Here is an 18,391-nt window from a genome sequence, read left to right as displayed (position 1 = left end):
AACTACTTACCAACTCCGTCGGCGAGTCCACGGATGAAGTACCGCTGTCCGGCGAAGAAGAGCACAATCACCGGAATTGCCGCGATAGCCATACCCGCGAACACCACGGGATAGTCCGTACCGTGCTTGGACATCAAGTTGGTGAGCCCCACTGGCAGGGTTTGCAGCGCTCCCCCGCTGGTGAAGACCATGGCGAACAAGTACTCGTTCCAGGTGAACAGAATATTCAAGAGAACAGTCGAGACCAGGATCGGCTTACACATAGGCAGAATAACCTGCCAAAAGGCCCGGGCCTTCGACGCTCCATCCACGGATGCGGCTTCATCCACCTCCGCGGGCAGGTCCATCATGTAAGCCCGGATAAGGAACGTTGTGAAGGGAACCCGAAATGCCGTGTACAGGATGAGCAACGCCCAGAGATTGTTGTAGAGCCCCAGGCTCTGGAACATCTTCACCAACGGGATCAGGGCCACCGTGGGAGCGAGCATCAGGCCGCCCAGGATGAGAATGAGCACCACTCTGTTAAAGGGGATGTTCACCCTGGTCAGCCCGTAAGCCGCCCATGCGCTGATGAATACTGTCGCGATGGTGGACGCAACGGTCACCAGGACACTGGTGGTGAGGTAGTCGCCCACCCCTCGATTCCATGCAGTGATGTAGTTGTCCCATTTCCACGCAACGGGCAGTGCGAACGGATTGGAGAACAGCTCGGAGTTGGACTTCACACCGTTCAGCAGCATCCAGATCAAGGGATAAACGACGACGACGGCCAGTGCAATCAGGAAGGCTTTGACGAGGACCCGTCCGAGTACCAACAGCAGGGCTGAGCGCGTCACCATTGGACCCTCTTTTTCTTGGAGATACGTAGCTGGACGACTGCCAGGACCAGGGTGATGATGAAGACGGCGGTTGCGACGGCGGCCGCATAACCAAAGTCATTGCGGACGAATCCGCTCCTGTAGAGCCATGTACCAAGGACCTGGCTGGAATTGTTCGGCCCTCCGCTGGTCATCACCATGACTTCGTTGAACACTTGGAAGGCTCCGGAGACGGTGACAATCATCATCAGGCCGGTCATTTCCCTGACAAGTGGCAAGGAAATCGAAAAGAACCTCTGGAAGGGTCCAACGCCGTCGATGGATGCAGCTTCATACAGTTCGGAAGGGATTCGCTGAAGCGCCACCGAGAAGAGAAGCGTGCAGTATCCAAAGCCCTGCCATTGGCTCATGGCGATGATGGCAAAGATCGCCGTGTTTTCCTGTCCCAGCCAGGCTTGGGTGAAGTTTCCAAGGCCCAGGAAATCCAAGGCGGCGTTGAGGATGCCCATCTCGGGTTCGTAGATGAAGTAAAACAGGAGGCCGGCAACTGTGAGGGAGATTGCGGACGGTACAAAGTACACGGCCCGGAGGATCCCCTTCCACCGCTGGCTCCGCAGTCCCTCGATCATCGCGGCGAGGATCACCGCCCCGAATACTTGGAAGGCGATTGAGATGACCGCGTACAGCGAGTTGTTGAGGAGTGACTTCCAGAAGATGGGGTCATTGAACATCCGGACGTAGTTGTCCGCACCCACAAAGGTCTGGCGGCCACTGTAGATATCCCACTTGAGGAAGCTGAACCCAAGATTCTGCACCAGGGGCAAGTACGCGAACACGCCCAGCAGCAGGACTGCCGGCAGCACCCACACCACATTGCGCCAGCGGGGACCCTGGACAGACCTGGGTTTGCGACCCTTGGAGTTTCCGGCGGAAACGGGCGCCGTGGGCGGCGCCGCAGGCTTCCAGTCAGTATGCGAAACAGTCATGGCGTCCCTTGCTACTTCGCTGCACTGGAAGCGGCCCGGACGGAGGCAAGTACCTGGTCCGGGGTCTGGGTTCCGGCCACCAGGGCTTCCCCACCGGCCAACCAGGCGTCAGCGACTGCAGGAACAGTAACGGAGTCCAGCCAGGTGATGGCCGCAGATGCTTCGTTTACCTGCTTGATGCCTTCGATCACAGGCCCTGAGGAGTTCTCGGTGGAAACCGCACCTTTGACGGCGCTGGGCTGCCCGTACGGCGGAGCGGAGAGCTTGGCAGCGTTCTGGCTGTTGGTAGCGAATTTCATGAAGTCAGCGGCAAGCGCGGCGTTCTTGGAACGCGCATTGATGATGTAACCCTCCGGGGAACCTTCAATGGCCTTCGGATCGCCCTTGGCGTCTGCTGCCGCCGGAAGCTTGAAAATGCCCAAACCATCCTGCTTGAGCTTTGAATCGGCGGAGGCGGTGGAGTCGAATTCGAGGATCTCCTGGTAGTACATACCGGACTTCCCCTCAGCCAGGGCCTGCTGCGCCGTGGTGTAGAGAACACCGTTCGAATCCTTGTCGCTGCCGGTGCACTCCTTGACCAGGGTGGTGAACTGGTCCATGGCCTTGAGGTAACCCTTGTCCTCGAGCTTGGCTGTTGAAGGGCTGAAATCCCCTTGCAGCGTTTCGGCGGGTACCTCGTAGGCGAAGAGTTGCTGCAGGTAGTGCAGGCCCGGCCAGCCGTCCTTGTTTCCAAACGAGATCGGCTCGTAGCCGGCTCCCTTGAGTACAGAGCACGATGAGATGAGCTCGTCGAAAGTGGACGGCGGGGTCAGTCCCAGTTCTTTGAAGATGCGCTGGTTGTAGCCCATGAACTTGCCGTTGTTGTAGAGGGGTACCGCATAGTACTTCCCGTCCTTCGCGAACGCCTTGAGGGCGGACTCTCCGAAGTTGTTTCCCCACTCGGTACCGGGGGCAATGACCGGGGTCAGGTCTGCTGCGAGGCCTCCGTCAATGAAGTTGTTGGCCCAGCTGCCGGCCCAGGTGAAGTAGATGTCAGGCATGGCCTGTGACGCAGTCAGCGTCTTGGTCTTGTCCTTGATGCTCTGGTCCGTCTCCTGGATGAGGTCGAAGGAAACCTCCGGGTGCAGCTTCTTGTACTCCGCAGCCAGGTCCTCGAAGTAGGGCTCAAGCGGGTCTCCGCCAAACTTCGTGAGGATGCTGAGGGTCCCGGTGTACTGCGGGGCAGCGTTGGGATCCAAGGCAGCGGCGGGCTGGCTGCCGCCGTCGGAACAACCGGTAAGCGCCAATGCGGCGCCGGCCAGCAATGCCATCAGTGATTGGGTGCTTTTACGCATCAGTTCTTCTTTCGGTCGAAGGGCCGATCAGCCGGGACTCCTCAAAGGGAGTAGGAAAGTTATGCCCGCCGTTGGGATGAACTCGGGTACGGGCTGAAGGGGTAACTCTTGATGGGACTTGGGGGTGAAACATGTGATACCGGTACCACAGTGAATCATGATTTGAGGCACCGGGGAAGAGAGCGGAGAAAATTAGGGGCGGGAAATTTCTATTCGCCGCTGGCGGCCCGCACCGGGCCATCCGACGAGCGGGCTACCAACAGCGAAGGCAGGACGTGCTTCTTTGGGGCAGACGTATCGCCGTCAATCCTGGCAATGAGCTGCTGGGAAGCGACCACTCCCATCTGGCGCATGGGCTGCTGGATCATGGTCAGCGGCGGTTCCATGACGGCAGCCCACGGGCTGTCATCGAACCCGATCAGCGAGACATCCTTGAGCAGGCGCAGGTTTTTGGCGCGCAAGGAGTGCAGCGCCCCCACAGTTGCCTCAGTCTCGGTAGTGAAAATGGCAGTGGGTGGGTCCGCAAGGGCGAGCATCCCACTGACAGCCCGCGTGGCTTGGCCTTCATTCTTCAAAACGTGGGTGATGAGAGCAGTGTCAAAAGGAATCCCGGCCTCCTCGAGCGCGTCGAGGTAACCCCTCAACCGCTCGCCGTCACTCCAGAGCGCTTCGTCCAGAATGCTGTGCATCTGCTTCAAGTCCGTCGCCGGGCTCAGGGTCACCGGCCCCCACGCGAATGCTATGCGCCGATGACCATTCTGAATGAGCGAAGCAACGGCAGACCTCGCGGCCTCCCGGTTATCGATCACCACCGAGTCCGTCTCCAGTTTGTCCACCAGGCGGTCTATAAGAACCACAGGGGTTCCTCGATCAATGGCATTGGACAGATGGGAGACGTCATCACTTCGCCCCGCAGCTGAAGCCACAACGAGGCCATCCACTTGCTTTGCCAGCAAGACCTTGATCGCGTCGCGCTCCAGCTCAAGCTTCTCGTCAGTGCTCAGGATGATGGCATCGTAGCCGGCCGTTTTGGCGGTTTCCGAAATGCCTTTAAGCACTCCCGAGAAGAACGGGTTGGCCACATCAGCCAGCACGATTCCAAGGGTTTTGGTGACCCCCGTGGTCATGCTTCGGGCCAACGTATTCGGCTGATAGCCCAATTTCTCGGCCGCACGCATCACCTTGGCCCGTGTGGCTTCGCTGACCGATCCATAGTTCCCCAGGGTCCGGGCAACCGTCGCCCTGCCCACGCCGGCGGCTGCTGCCACCTCAGTGATGGTCGGGGCAGCCGGGTGGTTCTGATGATCCGTCGCCATCCGGCCCCCTTCAGTTGTGGAATCCGCGTTTGCGGTCTCCTGCGTTGATTTGTCTCTGCATCAGATCCTAGTAGTTACCTGGCCGGCTGGTAGTTACCTGGACGGCTGCTAGCTACCTCGACTGCCCGGCCGTAACCGAAGGCGCCCTCCACATAGCACTGGGCAGCGGCGGACCGCGCACCTCTGGCCAAGGCTTTTTGACACTCCTCAACCGGTGGCCGACGCGATCGACTCCAACCCGAACCCAACAGACTGACCACGAGTCCCGCCAGGAAAGCATCACCGCAACCCATCGTGTCCGCAAACCGGAGCGGATCGGTAGGTGCCGCCGCCTGCGTCAGGAAGCGTTCGCCGTCGTACATCACTGCGCCCGACTGGCCGCGGGTCCCCACCGCAAGCGAAACGCCCGCTGCGTGGACGCGTTTAAGGTCACTTTCGACGGCGGCAACGGTCATGTTTCCGCACGACAAAAGGGCAAGGTCCACGTAGGGCGCCGTCTGCGCCAAATAGGCGTCCGTCCTACGTTCCGGCTCGGACGAGTAGTCGAAACTGACCAGTGTCCCTGCGTTGCGCACGGCAGGCAACTGGCTTTCGGAAGCGGAGTAGACGCTCGAATGTACCAAGTCGGCCGAGGCCAGGTACCGGAGGTGTTCATCCTCCAGCACGAAAGGATCACTTGTGGTGACGCCACCTTCGTTCCAGCCAAGGAAGACCCTGTCACCGTCCACAACTTTGATTTCAGTGACACCGTTGAGGCCATCGCGGATGACGCACTGGCTTGTATCGACGCCTTCTGCATCAATGGCATCGCGGACAAAGGCGCCCAAGGAGTCCGAGCCGAAGACGCCGAGGTAGCCGGATTCAACGCCCAGCCGTCGGGCAAAAACCGCAACGTTGACGCAGTTCCCCCCGGGGTACATCACTTTGCGGTCGAGAAAACGGTCCACAATGTTGTCCCCGAAACCGATTACTTTCATGCTCTTCCTGTCTCGAAGCTGCGGGCCCGGGGAGGGCCGGGCCCGCAGCGCATTGCCTTAAGCCCCTCCCGGGTGCGGTTCTGGGTTAGTACTCGACCACGCGGTAATAGCGACGGAGATCCAGGGAGTGGTTGCGGACGCGTTCGAGGTGCTTGCTGAAACGGTCGAGTACCGTGTCCAGGACCAGCGGAGAAAGGAGTGCGCGGAACCGCGGGCTAACGCCTGGGAGTTCGTAGGCCTTGCTGTCCAGAAGAGTGGTGTTCTTGTTGTAGTTTTCGGCGAATTTGGCCACACGGTCCATCAGCGGACGTGTCTCGTCTTCGCCCATGAGCAGCATGAGGCTGGTGTCTTCCTCAATGAGTTCAAGGGATCCGTGGAAGAACTCCGCACCGTGCACGCGGGTGGTCCGGAGCCACTGCATTTCTTCGAGGATGCACATGGAATACAGGTAGGTGAGGCCCCACAGATTCCCGGTGCCCACAAGGAAATGGTAGTCAGCGTCCTTGTTCTTCTCGGCAAACGCTTCAGCCACTGATTCTGCTTGGCGGGCGACGCCGACCAGGCTTTCGGGAACGGACTGCAGTTCTGCTGCCAGTTCCTCATATCCTTCAAATTCCTCCCGCACGGCGAGAAGCCGGGTGCTCAGGAGAATCATAGGGATATCGAACGGCCAGGTTTTGGGTTCGGTAACCAAGGCGACGTCCAGGGCTTTGGCGAACGGGCTGTCACCGAAACCCGTGAAGCCGATGGTGTAGGCGCCCTTGGCCTTAGCGAACTCGATGGCCTCGATAACGTCTTCCGTGGTGCCCGAGACTGAGGCGAAGACAGCTACGGAGCCGGGGCCGAATGTCGGATCCTCGGTCAACATCAGCTCTTTGCCGATGGACGCACGGACCGGCAAGGTGGAGCGGGACCGGATGAAGTGCTCGTACGGCAGCATCGCGGCATAGGTTCCACCTGCACCGATAAGGAACAGGTTGGTCATCCCACGCTGCTGGATGGAATCAACCACCGATTCGATCTGCCCCTGCAGTGCCAGTGCGCTGCGGGTCTGCGTGAGGAATTCCTCTTCTTTGAAGCCAAGCACGGATGGTCCTTTCGTATGACGACCTGAGACGGTTGAAACAAGTTGATACCGGTATCAAGATGTGGTCATCATGGTGTCATGGGGAATTGGAGGCGTCAATAGCTTGGCTCAGCGAATCGGAGGCAGCGGGATTCGTTGCAGGAATGAGTGGGAGGTGGAAGGGCAGGATTCAGGGCGCCACGACCGCTTCCTTGGTGGAGAATTTTCTTTCCACGAACAACGCCGCGAACGGCTTCGCCAGTTTCTTCCGCTCGCCGGAGACTCCATTCCCCCCTCGGACACCACCCTCGACGCGCTGTTCGCGGTCTATCTTGAGAACTACGAGCAAGCCTGGGCCGCATTTCCCGACGCCGTGCCCGCCCTGCAGCGCTTGCGCTCCATCGGTATCCCGGTTGGTGTCATTACCAACGGGAATCACCAGCAGCAAGTCTCCAAGATCAGGAGAATCGGCCTTGAGCGGCTCATTGACAGGGTCTTCAGCTCAGAGCTCACTGGTTTCGCCAAGCCGGACGCAAGGGCCTTCCTGCTACCCTGCCGCAGCATGGGTGTGCAGCCGGCAGCGACCCTGTACGTGGGCGACAACTACCTCACCGACATCGCAGGCGCCCGCAACGCTGGCTTACGAGCAATCCACCTCCGCCGGGAAGGGTGCGAGTATCCAGAATCCATCGGCAGTTTGGAGGGCAGTTTGGAAGGAGTGATTAAGCTAACGAGCATCGAGGCGGCCAATTGAGATGCTCGGCATCAAAAGCCGGCGCTTGGGATGCCCTCTAAAATTCCAAGGGGCTTCGGCCGGAAGCGAAAGTTAAAGCAAAAAACCCCCGGATAACCGAGGGTTCTAGCTGGTGGCTCCGACCGGCGTCGATCCGGTGACCTTTCGATTTTCAGTCGAACGCTCTACCAACTGAGCTACAGAGCCTAGGTGACACGTCACCTTGAGAACCGAATTTCTTCGGCGCTCAGAGCGACCCTGACGGGACTTGAACCCGCGACCTCCGCCGTGACAGGGCGGCGCGCTAACCAACTGCGCTACAGGGCCTTGCGTTTGCAGTATCTCTACCGCGTTTTTTTCAAGGCTTCTAGCTTACCAGACTTTTTTCATCCGGTTTACCACTTCCTTGCGTACCCCCAACGGGATTCGAACCCGTGCCGCCGCCGTGAAAGGGCGGTGTCCTAGGCCGCTAGACGATGGGGGCCTGAACTCAATTCGGATTTCACAAAACAAAAGCGACGCTTACGCGTTCTTTCCGTGTCTCGCTCGTCCGAACTGGACTCTAAAACTTTAGAGCATAGATGGCGATATTCCCAAATCGAGGATTTGCCGGGCATCTGGACACCTCATCCGATGACCATCGAGGGGCTGGATCCCAACCCTAAGAGACACCCAAAGAGCCGAGAACCCGCCCCTCGCGAGCAGGCAGGAAGACCTGGGACGGGCGGCCGAGGAATTTTGGCAGGATCTTGCCCTGACGCGTCCGAAAACCGCCAGCCGCGTCGGCCCGGCGGCGGCTAGATTTGGCTCTATGACAACCACCACCCCGGCCGAACCCGGCCAGCCCTCCCCGGACCTGCCCCCGCGCATCACCCCCGCGCCGGGAGCAGCCATCAGCAAACTCGGCATTGCCGCCGTGATCGTCACCGTCGTCCTCTGGGCCTCCGCGTTCGTGGGCATCCGCGCAGTGGGCCCCAGCTTCTCCCCCGGCTCCTTGACGTTGGGACGGTTGGTGGTGGCCGCCGTCGTACTTGGAATCGTGGTGCTGCCCACCCTGAAGGTCTGGCCACGCGGCCGGGAATGGCTGCCGATCGTTGCGTATGGAGTGATGTGGTTCGGCGGCTACAACGTTGCCCTGAACGCCGCGGAGCACGTGCTCGACGCCGGCACCAGCGCCATGCTCATCAATGTCTCCCCCATCCTGATCGCAATCCTCGCTGGAATCTTCCTCAAGGAGGGTTTCCCGCGGTGGCTCCTGATCGGCAGCGGTGTTGCGTTCTGCGGGGTCGCGATGATCGCGTTGGGCTCCGGCCAGCGCTCGACGGCGGACGTCGCCGGTGTGCTGTTGTGCCTGCTTGCCGCTGTGCTCGCCTCTGTGAGCGCGATCCTGCAGAAACCCGTGCTGAGGAAGTTCACCGCTGGACAGGCGACGTGGTTCGGAATCATGGTGGGCGCAATCTGCTGCCTGCCGTGGTCGGGACAGCTGATCTCCGAAATCCAATCGGCACCGCTGCCGGCAACCCTGGGACTGGTGTATCTGGGGATCTTCCCCACAGCCATCGCCTTCACCACGTGGGCGTACGCGTTGTCCCTGATCTCGGCAGGGAAGCTGGCTGCCACCACCTACCTGGTTCCGGGCACCACCATCCTGATTTCCTGGGCTGTCCTTCAGGAAGTCCCCACGATCTGGGGGCTGATCGGCGGCGTGGTGTGCCTGATCGGCGTGGGCCTGACCCGTCGCCGGACCCGCCAGCCGTCCCGTTAGCGGACCCGCCAGCCGCTCCGTTAGCGGGCCATTCCCACCAGTAGTTCGCGGTGTGTGGGCGGGTTGGCGCCAGGACGTCCGACGGCGATGGATGCCGCCATGGAGGCAATGGTGCCGATCCGCTCCATGACGGTGGGGGCCAACCCGTCGCTGCCGCGCAGCAGCAGACCCATAATGAGCGCTGCCATGTAGGAGTCCCCGGCACCAATGGTGTCCGCCACCGTGGCCGGGACGGCTGGGACGTTGAGCTGGATGTGCCGGGTGGCCATGAGCGAACCCTGGACGCCTTGGGTGACCACAACCAACCCGGCCCCCAGGGCGAGGAGGTGTTTGGCCGTGTCCTCAAGAGCCTTGCCCGGGTACAGCCATCGGGCATCGGTGCCGCTGAGCTTTACGACGTCGGTCAGCGGCACGATCTCCTCGAAGAGCGCCAGGGCTTCCTGATGGCTTCCAAGGAGGTCCGCGCGGATGTTGGGATCGTACGTGACCATGCAACCGCCCTGCGCTTGCTCCAGCAGGCTCCGGACAACGCTTGCGCCGGGCTCGAGGAACGTGGCGATGGAGCCCGTGTGCAGGATCCTCGGTGCGTACGGCAGGGCGAGCGGAGCCAATTTCCAGTCGATGTCGAAGGTGTAGTCAGCCGAACCGTCGGCAGCTATCCGGGCGGTCGCCGTCGCAGTCTTGCCTGCTGACATGGATCCGGGCAGCAGCACCACTCCGGCGCTGTGCAGATGTGCCGCAATGGCATCGCCACGGGTATCGCGCCCAATGGCCGTCAGCAGGCCCGTTTTGACGTCCAGGCGGCCCAGGCCGAAGGCGACGTTGGCCGGAGAACCGCCGGGGTACTCCACCTGGCCTTCTGATGACTCCACAATGTCGATCAACGCCTCGCCGACAACGACGACGTCAAGGGGTTCAGGCGCGAGGGAAGAGGTGCCGGTCATGCGGTTCCTGTGTCTGTCGAAGAGGATTGACTTTCAGTATCTCTCATCACACACGGCGCCGATGATGCCTGGGCGGACTAAAGTCGGATTATGCCCGCGAATCTTCCACCCGGCTTGCCCATTGTTCCGGACGGCGAGCGCCCATCATCGCCTCTGCGGGAACGCAACGCGGTCCATAGCCCTGTTGAGCAGACGCCGGTGGACGAGGCCTATGCGGACGGCGTCGCCCGGCCTTTCGACATGTCTGCCGAGGAATTCGAAGAAGCAGTGAGCGATGCCCTCCAGCTGATCCCGCCCAAGGCGGCCAGCGCCATGGACAACGTAGCCATTTTCATTGAAGACGACTACACACCCCAACCGGGTGAAAATCCGGATACCGTGCTGCTGGGCCTTTACGAAGGCGTGCCCCTGACCGAACGCGATTCCTGGTGGGAGGCCGGCTCCCTTCCTGACCGGATCACGATCTTCAGGCAGCCTATTCTGGACATTTGCAGTACGCGTGAGGAAGTCATTGATGAAGTGGCCATCACGGTGGTCCACGAGATCGCACACCACTTCGGGATTGACGACGATCGCTTGCACGAACTCGGCTGGGGCTAGCCTTATAGACATGGGGCACGACCACAACCACTCCCACGGAGTCACAGCAACCGGCAAGCACCGGAAGCGGCTGATTGCCGTCCTCGCCATCACCTTGGGGGTGGTGGGCATCCAGGTGATCGGCGCCGTCGTCTCCGGCTCCCTGGCACTGCTGGCAGACGCAGGCCACATGCTCTCGGATGCCGCCGGCGTGTTCATCGCCCTGATGGCGGCCTGGATTGCCACCCGCCCGGCCAGTGACCAACGGACGTACGGATACCAGCGGGCCGAGGTCCTGGCGGCCTTGGCCAATGCGTTGATCCTCATTGTGATCGCTGTAGTGATCATGATCGAGGCGATCCGCCGCTTCGGAGAGTCCCCGGAGATCCATACGGACGTCATGCTGTGGGCGGCCATCCTGGGTGCCGTGGCCAACCTTGTCTCGCTCCTGATCCTGCAGGGCGCACAAAAGGAGAGCCTCAACGTCCGCGGCGCCTACCTTGAAGTCCTTGGCGACCTCCTGGGTTCCATCGCTGTCATCATTGCGGCAATTGTGATCATGACAACCGGTTTCAGCGCTGCGGACCCCATCGCCTCAGTCTTGATCGCGGTGATGATCATCCCCCGCGCCTGGCACCTGCTTCGCGATGTGGTGGACGTCCTCCTCGAAGCCACCCCGAAGGGCGTGGACGTGAACATGATCCGCGAGCACATCCTGGCCGTGGACGGTGTGGTGGAAGCCCACGACATCCATATCTGGACCATCACCTCCGGCGTTCCGGTGTTCTCGGCACACGTTGTTGTGGAGGACGAAGTCCTCAACGCCAGCGGTGCGGACAGCATCCTTGACCAGCTGGGGTCTTGCCTTGGCCGGCACTTCGACACTGAGCATTGCACATTCCAGTTGGAGCCGGTGAGCCACTCCGAACACGAGTCACACCAGCACGCCTAGCCTGTCCTGCCAGCGGGACTTTCAACGCTGACCGTCCCGGCGGCCCCGTCCACTGTGACGCGCTGGCCGGTGGCCAGCCGCGACGTAGCATCCGGAACCCCAACAACAGCAGGGATGCCGTACTCCCTGGCCACCACGGCTCCGTGGGAGTTGGGTCCGCCCATCTCCATGACCAGCCCACCGGCAGTGAGGAACAACGGGGTCCAGCCGGGATCAGTTGAGGGTGCGACGAGGATTTCTCCGGGCTCCAGGTGCGCACCAACGGGGTCCATGATGACGCGCGCAGGCGCTGTGACCCGCCCCGCCGACGCCGGACTGCCGGACAAAGTGCCAGGGCGCTGGATACCGGTGTGCCGGGGTGCGGCTTCGGGTTCGGTCCCGTCAGACAAGAGCACACGCGGTATATGCCGCCTCCGCAGTTCTTGCTGGTAGGCTTCCCGGCGCTCAGCGACCAGCCCTTTGAGGTCATCTCCGGCCAATGCTGTCTCGGCTTCATCGAGATCCAGGAAGAAAATGTCCCGGGGATGTTCGATCCGCTGGGCGGCGGCAAGTTCCTCCCCGACAAGGAGCAACTGCTTTCGTGCAGCTGAGAGCCCCAGAACCAGGTTGTACTTGGGTAACTCGCGCAGGCCCGCGAATCTCCGTGTCCGGTCCAATGCCATGCGAACCACGGCCGCGTGCAACGGGCTCTTCAACCGGGCACGGGCGATGAACCGTGCAATCTGTTCATCAGCCTCGTGGGCTGCCCGCGCGAACTGTTGGTCCGGCGCCTCAGCACCTTCGGCCAGCCTCAAATAGTTGGTAACGACGCCAAGAATGTGGGTGGGGTCATCTGACCAGCGGGGCATGCCGAGATCGATCTCGGCCACGGCCCGGTGACCGAACATGGCCAGGAATGAAGTCAATCCGGCCTGGGCAACTGCCGGGAGATCACCGTTTCGGTACTGCCCGGCCAATTCTGCTGCCGTGGAGCCTGCCATGGAGGCAACGGCGTCGGTGTCCTTCCGAATCCGGGAGGCGAGCTGCCACAAGGCCAGGTCCATCTCCGTGGTGACGTTGTTGGGCAGGCCGCGGATCACCGCCTGCAGTTCCCCCTTCGGAGCCTGGTCTCCCAACAGGCGGCCAACCAAGGCCAGCATGGCGAAGCCGAGCGCGGGCAGGGGCAAAACCTGCGGAACCGTGGCGAACAGCTCTTGGCCGAGGATCCGCTGGGCGTGGCCGATCCTCTGGTGGGGCGTAGCTTGAGGCGGGACGGCCAAGGCGGCCCGCAGGTCCACTCCGAGCTTCTCCACCCGCTTCATGGCTGAAGCCGGGCGGAACAGTCCACGGAAGAGTGACTCCGGAACGCGGTACCTGGCCGCGACGGGAGCTATGTGGCGAATCAACTTCAAGGGCGTCCTTGACGTCACTGTAAAGCGTGGATCGTCAAAGAGGCCACGTATCAGGGTGGCCGAGCGGGCCTCCATGACGTCGAAAACGCGGGGCACGATCGCACGCCCGATCCTGCTCCGCACTACAGCGGTGAGGTCGAAAAAAATGCGCTGCCCGGCCTCGTAATACGGCGGAGGTCCGGAGCGGGGATCGGGGACGTCGAATGCGGCTGTCCTGGCTACCGAGGAGGCGATGAGCCGGATGCCGGCCAGGCCCATGGGCGTGAGCGGTCTGGTCAGTCCTTGGGCGAGGCTGAAGTTCAGGAAGGCGTGCTCTCCGGGTGCAGGAGGGGTTCGCGTGGTTTGCGGGTACAAGGTAGTGATGGGCCTGGCTTGCGTGAGCCACAGTTTTCCGTCCTGATCGATGGCCCATTCAGTGTCCTGCGGGGCCCCGTAATGGATTTGGACCTTCCGGCCCAAGTCCGCGAGCGCCAAAATCTGAGGATCACTGAGGCAGGGCTGTGGATCCTCCTGCCCATCCCGCCCGGATCCAGCGGCCCGTTCAAGGCGTTCCGTGCCGCCTCCAGGGATTGGCCTGATCTCCACTTGCCTGTCCCCGACGGCCCTTTTCACAATGGCGTTGTGGCGAACGTCAACAACGTACTGATCGGGATTCACGGCCCCGGAAACCACGGCCTCTCCCAGGCCCGGGCTGGCGTCAATCACTGTCTCGTGCCGGTTTCCCGTCACGGGGTTTGCAGTGAACATAACCCCAGCGGTTGCTGAATCCACCATCTCCTGCACCACCACAGCCAGGGTGACCGATGCGTGATCGATCCCGTTGGTGGTCCTGTAGGTCACCGCACGGTCTGTCCACAGCGAAGCCCAGCAGCGGCTCACCGCGTCCAGAACCGACTCCACGCCAACGACATTCAGGAAAGTGTCCTGCTGGCCGGCGAAACTCGCGAAAGCCAGGTCCTCGGCGGTGGCAGAAGACCTGACGGCGACGGGGACATTGTCTCCCATCTGCCCGTAGGCGGCCCGCACCGCTTCGGAGATCACGGCAGGGACGCCGGCCTCGAGCACCAGCGACCGGGCATCTGCGGCAAGCCCGTTCAGCTGGTCCAGCTGGGAGGCAGAGGTCCCTTTCAAGGCCGCAAAGACCTTATCCAAACCAATAGCGGACAATGCGTAACGGTAAGCCGCGGTGGTCAGGCAGAAGCCGGGCGGTACTGGCAGGCCGGCACCGGCCAGCTCACCAAGGTTGGCTCCCTTGCCACCCACCTCCGGGAGCATTGGCCCCCGGATTCCGGCGATGTCCAGAATGAACAGGGAGCCGTGCGCGTCTGTGACGTGCCGATCCTGCTGCTGTTCCCCGGTCTCCTGGCCTTCCATGGCGATGCAGGTTCCGCTCCGCTACGCTGCCCCGAGCATGGGGCCGAACTTGTCACGGTCAGCAAGTCGTGGGTCTTCACGGTCAGGGACAACCAGCACTGGTCCCTTTGCATGGTGCAGTACGCCGTCCGAGGTGGAACCCAGGAGCATGCCCGCGAAACCACCGCGGCCACGTGTTCCCAGCACCACCAACTCGACGCTGCGGCTTGTTTCCACCAGCACGTCCACCGGAGAGCCGTCCCGGAGGTCAGTCTCAATGGCCAACTGCGGGAAGTGGCTCCTGAGCCACGCCACCCCGGCATCGAGCTGGACCCTGATGTCGGCAAAGAGGGCGTCGCGGTCCAATGGCGCCGGCACCCAGGCCAAAGACCCGCTGTACTGCGGTACGGCGCAAATGACGCGGAGCTTTGCTCCCATACGTTGTGCTTGCTCGGCTGCCTCAAGCACTGCCACACGGGCTTGCTCGGAGCCATCCACACCCACCGCAACCACGTTCTCCACAGTGCGGGACCCGGCTTTGGCGTGCTCGGCCTTGATGTGCTTGTCCTCCGTGTTTTCGCCCAGCCTGTCGGCGCAGTACAAGGGGACAGTAACCGTGGGGCACTTGGCGTGGGCGGGCAACGCACTGCTCACAGAGCCCAAAAGGCGTCCCACAAAGCCACCGCGGCCCCGGCTTCCGGAAACGAGGAGCGCGGCGTCTTCCGAGAGATCCAGCAAAACACCGGCAGCGTCGCCGTTTTCCACGGAAGCGTCGACGTCGATGGCGTAACCGGAAACCTTGTCCATGGCCTGCTTGATGATCGCGTCCGCGCCTTCGCGAATCACCGAATCATCCACGGTTGCGTAGCCACCGTCCAGGCCTGACGCGGCAAAGATTGGCACGGAGTAGGCCGTCACGATGTGAAGCGGCAGCTGACGGCGCTCCGCCTCGCGTGCGGCCCAAACCAAGGCACATTGTCCGTGCTCTGAACCGTCCACTCCAACGACAATGCCACCTGGCGCCACTGCCTGGTCCTGGCCGTCCTGTGGCTCTTCACTGTCTCTGCTGTGCTGGTCCATGGGGCCCGCCTTCCACCTGCTGCTTGATGTTCCGGCCATTCTGCCAGAGGTTCTCCACCACAGATTCCCTCACGGCTTCATTGTCAATGGCCGGGGCAGAAGAAACCTGGTAATTCCTCCTCCCAAGGCCCACTATTCTCGGTCGGCACCGCCGAATCAAGGCGACTTTGGGCTATGTGCATAACGGTCCGGGCTCGGTTGCCGCGACCCCATTTTGCGCTGCGGATGAACACCGGAAACACGCAGACGTCCGAGGCTATCCATGGCAGAAAAAGTTCGGTAGTGTTCGATTCACCGAATGGCCGGCAAACGTGTTCCAAACCACACTCCGGCCATTTATTTGCGGCCGCTTGGGGACTCGGACGCGAGCCCACGCGATGCCGAACGGCACACACGTCAAGGAGGAACCAAGCAGTGTCACTCACGCCTGATTCCGCCACGGAACGCACCACCACCGTGGTCATCGGAGCCGGCCTGTCCGGCTTGGCAGTTGCCAGTGAGCTCAGCCGCTACGGCGTGGGCTCCATAGTGGTGGACGGGTTCGGTGCGCTGTCGGCAACTGGCCCTTCAGTCCACACAGGCATGCTTCAACGCTGTGATGCCGGCGATCCCGCAGCCATGCAGGAACGCAACGAGATCCTCCGCCACCTGCGGAACTACGCCGCCAGCCATCACCTGGACGTCCGCAGCACCACGCGGGCGGTGCGCCTTGATTTCCTGGGCTCAGACCCCTCCCAGCAGATTGGCTACGGCCTGGCCGCGAGTATGACCACTGCCGGCCTCAGGACAGGGCTCCACGCCTCCGGCCCCCTGGAATCCACGCGCCGCCAATGGGCCGTGCACACTGCCAGCGGCGTCCTTTTGGCCGACCACATTGTGGTGACACGCTGTGCCCAGAGCCAGCTGCGCCGCATGCTGGCGGAACTGGGCATAGCGATCGGCCAGAACCTGTCCGCGGCCATGCGGGCTGTCGGAATGCACCTCGTCGGAGTCGGCGAACTCATCACGCCCACACCGAAGGAAGTGCTTCGGCAGGCAAAGGCCGTAGGCCAGACGATCTCATCCAAGGTCGCCCTTGCCGCAGGGCCGGGCATAGCCACCGCTTAGCGGACAAAGGCTCCGGGGCCGCCCCTGAAGCGCCGTTTGGGCGAAGAAGGACCCTCCTGCGCCCGGATTCATGGCGCGCCCTACCGGCGTCGAACCTGACTCTGAACTTTTACTCACATAACTTAACGCCAAAGGCCGGTGTCCTCGAAGATTGGTTCTTCGGAGACACCGGCCTTTGAACTGAAGCGTGAGGCTTTATGCGCCAGCGCGTACGTAGGTCAGGGGACCCGTAGCAGTCAACCAGCTGATCGGGTGGATACCCGTCTGGTTGCCGTTGATGCCACCGCTGATTGCCTGGCCGTTGCCGATGTAGATGGCAACGTGGCCGGACTGGACGATCATGTCACCGGGCTGGGGTGAGCTGACAACCTTGCCGTAGTTCATGAACTGCATGGGACCGAGGTCGCCAACAGGGATGCCTGCCGAACCGAGGGCCCGCTCCACCATGGCGGTGCAGTCCTGCATGATGCCGATCTGGGCGTAGGCCGAGGCAACCATGGCAGCGTTGACGCCACCGACGGCCGGGGCAGCAGCTGCTGCAGGAGCAGGAGCAGCGGCGGCCGGAGCGGCAGCAGCAGCCTTGGCAACAGGAGCCGTTGCAGCTGCGGTGGTGACTGCAGCCTTCTTGGCGACGGGAGCCGGAGCAACCGGAGCCGGCTTTTCGATGACCGGAGCTGCTACGGAAGCAACAGCAGGACGCTCGAAGTTGACGGTGGCGGTGGCCAGTGCGGTCACAACCTGGGTGGGAGCCTCGGAAACGGTCTCAGCGACCGTGGCGGGGCTGGAGTCCCGCTGAACCGGAGCTTCAGCTGCGTGGGCAGCAATGGAGCCGGTCAGGACAAGGCCAGAGGCTGCTGCGATGACCGCTGCCTGGCGGCCAGCGCCGGAAGCGTTGCTGGCGACTGCCTTGGAGATCGAGATGAACGGATTAGGACGTACGCTGTCCGCCTTACGACGGCCGCGAAGAATGCGTGAAGACATGAAAGAGCCTCTCCCGATGCCTGCGAGGTTAGCTGTCGGATTCGGATGGGAGTCACCCGGCCACTACGCCCCGCTGTTACGCGGAAGCTTCGTGACTTCACCCCAAGGCACGCTCGAAAGCGACCTAAAATGGGTTCCCCGTCTCTGCCGTAAGGTTTGTCTGCGAACGGATTCCGGACTGCGGCAGAGCTAGGCAATCAGGCCGGAAGTGCCCGCTACGTGGAACAGGCACAGGTACAACCGTACGCGATGATCACGCCGAAGTCACATTTAAGTAACGAGAACCATGCTTCTGGCGTGTCGCGGTGACCATTTCGAGATCTTCGCAGCTACGTAGAAAACCCCGTTATTCCGCGGCAGAATCGCCCTCAGAGTCATTTGACGCAGCCAGTTTCCGGCGTGCAGTAACAGCCAGAAAAATAACGAGACCAACAGCAACCACGGCCAGCCCAACAATGCTCCAAGGGAAGGGCTGGGAGGCGTCGGCGGCAGGCTCGCTCTTACCTGTTGCCGGCGCCCCGGTTCCTGCGGTGGGCACAGCTGCGGAGGATGAAGCCGGGGCCGACGGCGAGGCACCTGCCGAGCCACCCGGCGTCGTGCTTCCTGCGGTGGCGGTGAACGTAAAGGTGCCCTCGATGGGGTGGGAATCGCTGCTGACGACGCGCCACACGACGGTATATTCGCCGGCGGGAGCGCCTTCGCGCAGCTTCTGAACGGCCTGGTTGTCGATGATTTCCACAGGTCCGTCGGCCCAGTTTTCGCCGGCCGCCGTGACCGTCACGCCCGAACCGATCGCGAGCGGCCGGTTGTTGAACGTTATGGAGACCGACGCCGGAACTTCCGCCACCGCTGTGCCGTTGGCCGGCGTCGTGGATTCTGCGACGTCGTGGGCAGATGCCGGGGCCGCGGAAAACAGCAGGGCAGAGGCGAAGGCAAGAGCGGCGACGACGGCGGCCAGAAGCGGGCGGATGGTACGCATGGGGCGGTTTCTCCTAGTGTTGGCTTCCTT

General features: G+C 62.1%; 16 protein-coding genes, 3 tRNA genes and 1 riboswitch. Of the genes, 5 read left to right on the top strand and 14 right to left on the bottom strand.

Translation table 11 applies throughout. The features are described 5' to 3' along the window. Positions 1-2: 2 nt before the first annotated feature. The 6 genes from LDN85_RS02485 to LDN85_RS02460 form a co-directional block, all read right to left on the bottom strand. Positions 3-839: a carbohydrate ABC transporter permease gene (locus LDN85_RS02485; protein WP_026542054.1), complete on the bottom strand. Its 837-nt coding sequence runs from the start codon at positions 837-839 to the stop codon at positions 3-5. After that, positions 833-1,804: a sugar ABC transporter permease gene (locus LDN85_RS02480; protein WP_223944501.1), complete on the bottom strand. Its 972-nt coding sequence runs from the start codon at positions 1,802-1,804 to the stop codon at positions 833-835. The genes LDN85_RS02485 and LDN85_RS02480 overlap by 7 nt, the downstream gene beginning before the upstream one ends. A gap of 11 nt (positions 1,805-1,815) precedes the next feature. Next, on the bottom strand, positions 1,816-3,138 hold the full coding sequence (locus LDN85_RS02475; RefSeq protein ID WP_223944500.1) for an extracellular solute-binding protein: 1,323 nt from the start codon (positions 3,136-3,138) through the stop codon (positions 1,816-1,818). A 209-nt stretch (positions 3,139-3,347) separates the two neighbouring features. Further along, positions 3,348-4,454 (bottom strand): LacI family DNA-binding transcriptional regulator, encoded by a 1,107-nt coding sequence (locus LDN85_RS02470; RefSeq protein WP_223944499.1) that lies wholly within the window; start codon positions 4,452-4,454, stop codon positions 3,348-3,350. Positions 4,455-4,528: 74 nt separating this feature from the next. Next, the gene (locus LDN85_RS02465; RefSeq protein ID WP_223944498.1) at positions 4,529-5,431 is read right to left on the bottom strand and encodes a PfkB family carbohydrate kinase; all 903 of its coding nucleotides are present in this window, start codon (positions 5,429-5,431) and stop codon (positions 4,529-4,531) included. Between the two features lie 85 nt (positions 5,432-5,516). Then, complete coding sequence (locus LDN85_RS02460; protein WP_026547479.1) at positions 5,517-6,518, bottom strand: SIS domain-containing protein; 1,002 nt, start codon at positions 6,516-6,518, stop codon at positions 5,517-5,519. Between the two features lie 154 nt (positions 6,519-6,672). Here LDN85_RS02460 and LDN85_RS02455 point away from each other — a divergent pair, with 154 nt between their 5' ends. Further along, positions 6,673-7,251: an HAD family hydrolase gene (locus LDN85_RS02455; protein ID WP_223944497.1), complete on the top strand. Its 579-nt coding sequence runs from the start codon at positions 6,673-6,675 to the stop codon at positions 7,249-7,251. Between the two features lie 110 nt (positions 7,252-7,361). On the opposite strand, the gene LDN85_RS02450 is transcribed toward LDN85_RS02455, so the two are convergent. The 3 genes from LDN85_RS02450 to LDN85_RS02440 form a co-directional block, all read right to left on the bottom strand. Next, positions 7,362-7,437, bottom strand: a tRNA-Phe gene (locus LDN85_RS02450). 46 nt (positions 7,438-7,483) lie between these two features. Beyond that, a tRNA-Asp gene (locus tag LDN85_RS02445) sits at positions 7,484-7,557 on the bottom strand. 84 nt (positions 7,558-7,641) lie between these two features. Then, positions 7,642-7,714, bottom strand: a tRNA-Glu gene (locus LDN85_RS02440). Positions 7,715-8,041: 327 nt separating this feature from the next. On the opposite strand from LDN85_RS02440, the gene LDN85_RS02435 reads away from it, so the two are divergent. Then, positions 8,042-8,995, top strand: a complete 954-nt coding sequence (locus LDN85_RS02435) for a DMT family transporter (protein ID WP_223944496.1) — start codon at positions 8,042-8,044, stop codon at positions 8,993-8,995. A 20-nt stretch (positions 8,996-9,015) separates the two neighbouring features. On the opposite strand, the gene LDN85_RS02430 is transcribed toward LDN85_RS02435, so the two are convergent. Continuing rightward, complete coding sequence (locus tag LDN85_RS02430) at positions 9,016-9,939, bottom strand: carbohydrate kinase (RefSeq protein ID WP_026547476.1); 924 nt, start codon at positions 9,937-9,939, stop codon at positions 9,016-9,018. 90 nt (positions 9,940-10,029) lie between these two features. Here LDN85_RS02430 and LDN85_RS02425 point away from each other — a divergent pair, with 90 nt between their 5' ends. Together LDN85_RS02425 and LDN85_RS02420 are read left to right on the top strand one after the other, a co-directional pair. Beyond that, on the top strand, positions 10,030-10,539 hold the full coding sequence (locus LDN85_RS02425; protein ID WP_026547475.1) for a metallopeptidase family protein: 510 nt from the start codon (positions 10,030-10,032) through the stop codon (positions 10,537-10,539). Positions 10,540-10,549: 10 nt separating this feature from the next. Then, positions 10,550-11,470 (top strand): cation diffusion facilitator family transporter, encoded by a 921-nt coding sequence (locus LDN85_RS02420; protein WP_026542062.1) that lies wholly within the window; start codon positions 10,550-10,552, stop codon positions 11,468-11,470. Here LDN85_RS02420 and LDN85_RS02415 read toward each other — a convergent pair. Both LDN85_RS02415 and LDN85_RS02410 read right to left on the bottom strand, forming a co-directional pair. Further along, positions 11,467-14,235 carry a PEP/pyruvate-binding domain-containing protein gene (locus LDN85_RS02415; RefSeq protein ID WP_223944495.1) on the bottom strand — a complete coding sequence of 923 codons (2,769 nt, stop codon included), beginning with the start codon at positions 14,233-14,235 and terminating at the stop codon, positions 11,467-11,469. The genes LDN85_RS02420 and LDN85_RS02415 overlap by 4 nt on opposite strands. Before the next feature lie 21 nt (positions 14,236-14,256). Next, positions 14,257-15,294 carry a universal stress protein gene (locus tag LDN85_RS02410; RefSeq protein WP_223944494.1) on the bottom strand — a complete coding sequence of 346 codons (1,038 nt, stop codon included), beginning with the start codon at positions 15,292-15,294 and terminating at the stop codon, positions 14,257-14,259. 414 nt (positions 15,295-15,708) lie between these two features. Between LDN85_RS02410 and LDN85_RS02405 the strand changes: the two genes are divergently transcribed. Then, positions 15,709-16,401: an FAD-binding protein gene (locus LDN85_RS02405; protein ID WP_091552699.1), complete on the top strand. Its 693-nt coding sequence runs from the start codon at positions 15,709-15,711 to the stop codon at positions 16,399-16,401. A gap of 195 nt (positions 16,402-16,596) precedes the next feature. Here the strand turns inward: LDN85_RS02405 and LDN85_RS02400 are convergent, their stop codons facing one another. Together LDN85_RS02400 and LDN85_RS02395 are read right to left on the bottom strand one after the other, a co-directional pair. Then, positions 16,597-17,382 carry an NlpC/P60 family protein gene (locus LDN85_RS02400; RefSeq protein ID WP_026542066.1) on the bottom strand — a complete coding sequence of 262 codons (786 nt, stop codon included), beginning with the start codon at positions 17,380-17,382 and terminating at the stop codon, positions 16,597-16,599. Positions 17,383-17,385: 3 nt separating this feature from the next. Next, a riboswitch (cyclic di-AMP (ydaO/yuaA leader) is annotated at positions 17,386-17,578 on the bottom strand. A gap of 150 nt (positions 17,579-17,728) precedes the next feature. Next, positions 17,729-18,361, bottom strand: coding sequence for a copper resistance CopC family protein (locus LDN85_RS02395; RefSeq protein ID WP_223944493.1), 633 nt, complete (start codon positions 18,359-18,361; stop codon positions 17,729-17,731). Positions 18,362-18,391: the final 30 nt, after the last annotated feature.

The sequence above is a fragment of the Arthrobacter sp. StoSoilB20 genome, assembly GCF_019977295.1.
Classification (GTDB): Bacteria; Actinomycetota; Actinomycetes; order Actinomycetales; family Micrococcaceae; genus Arthrobacter; species Arthrobacter nicotinovorans_A.
This window is presented reverse-complemented; position numbering and strand designations above follow the sequence as displayed.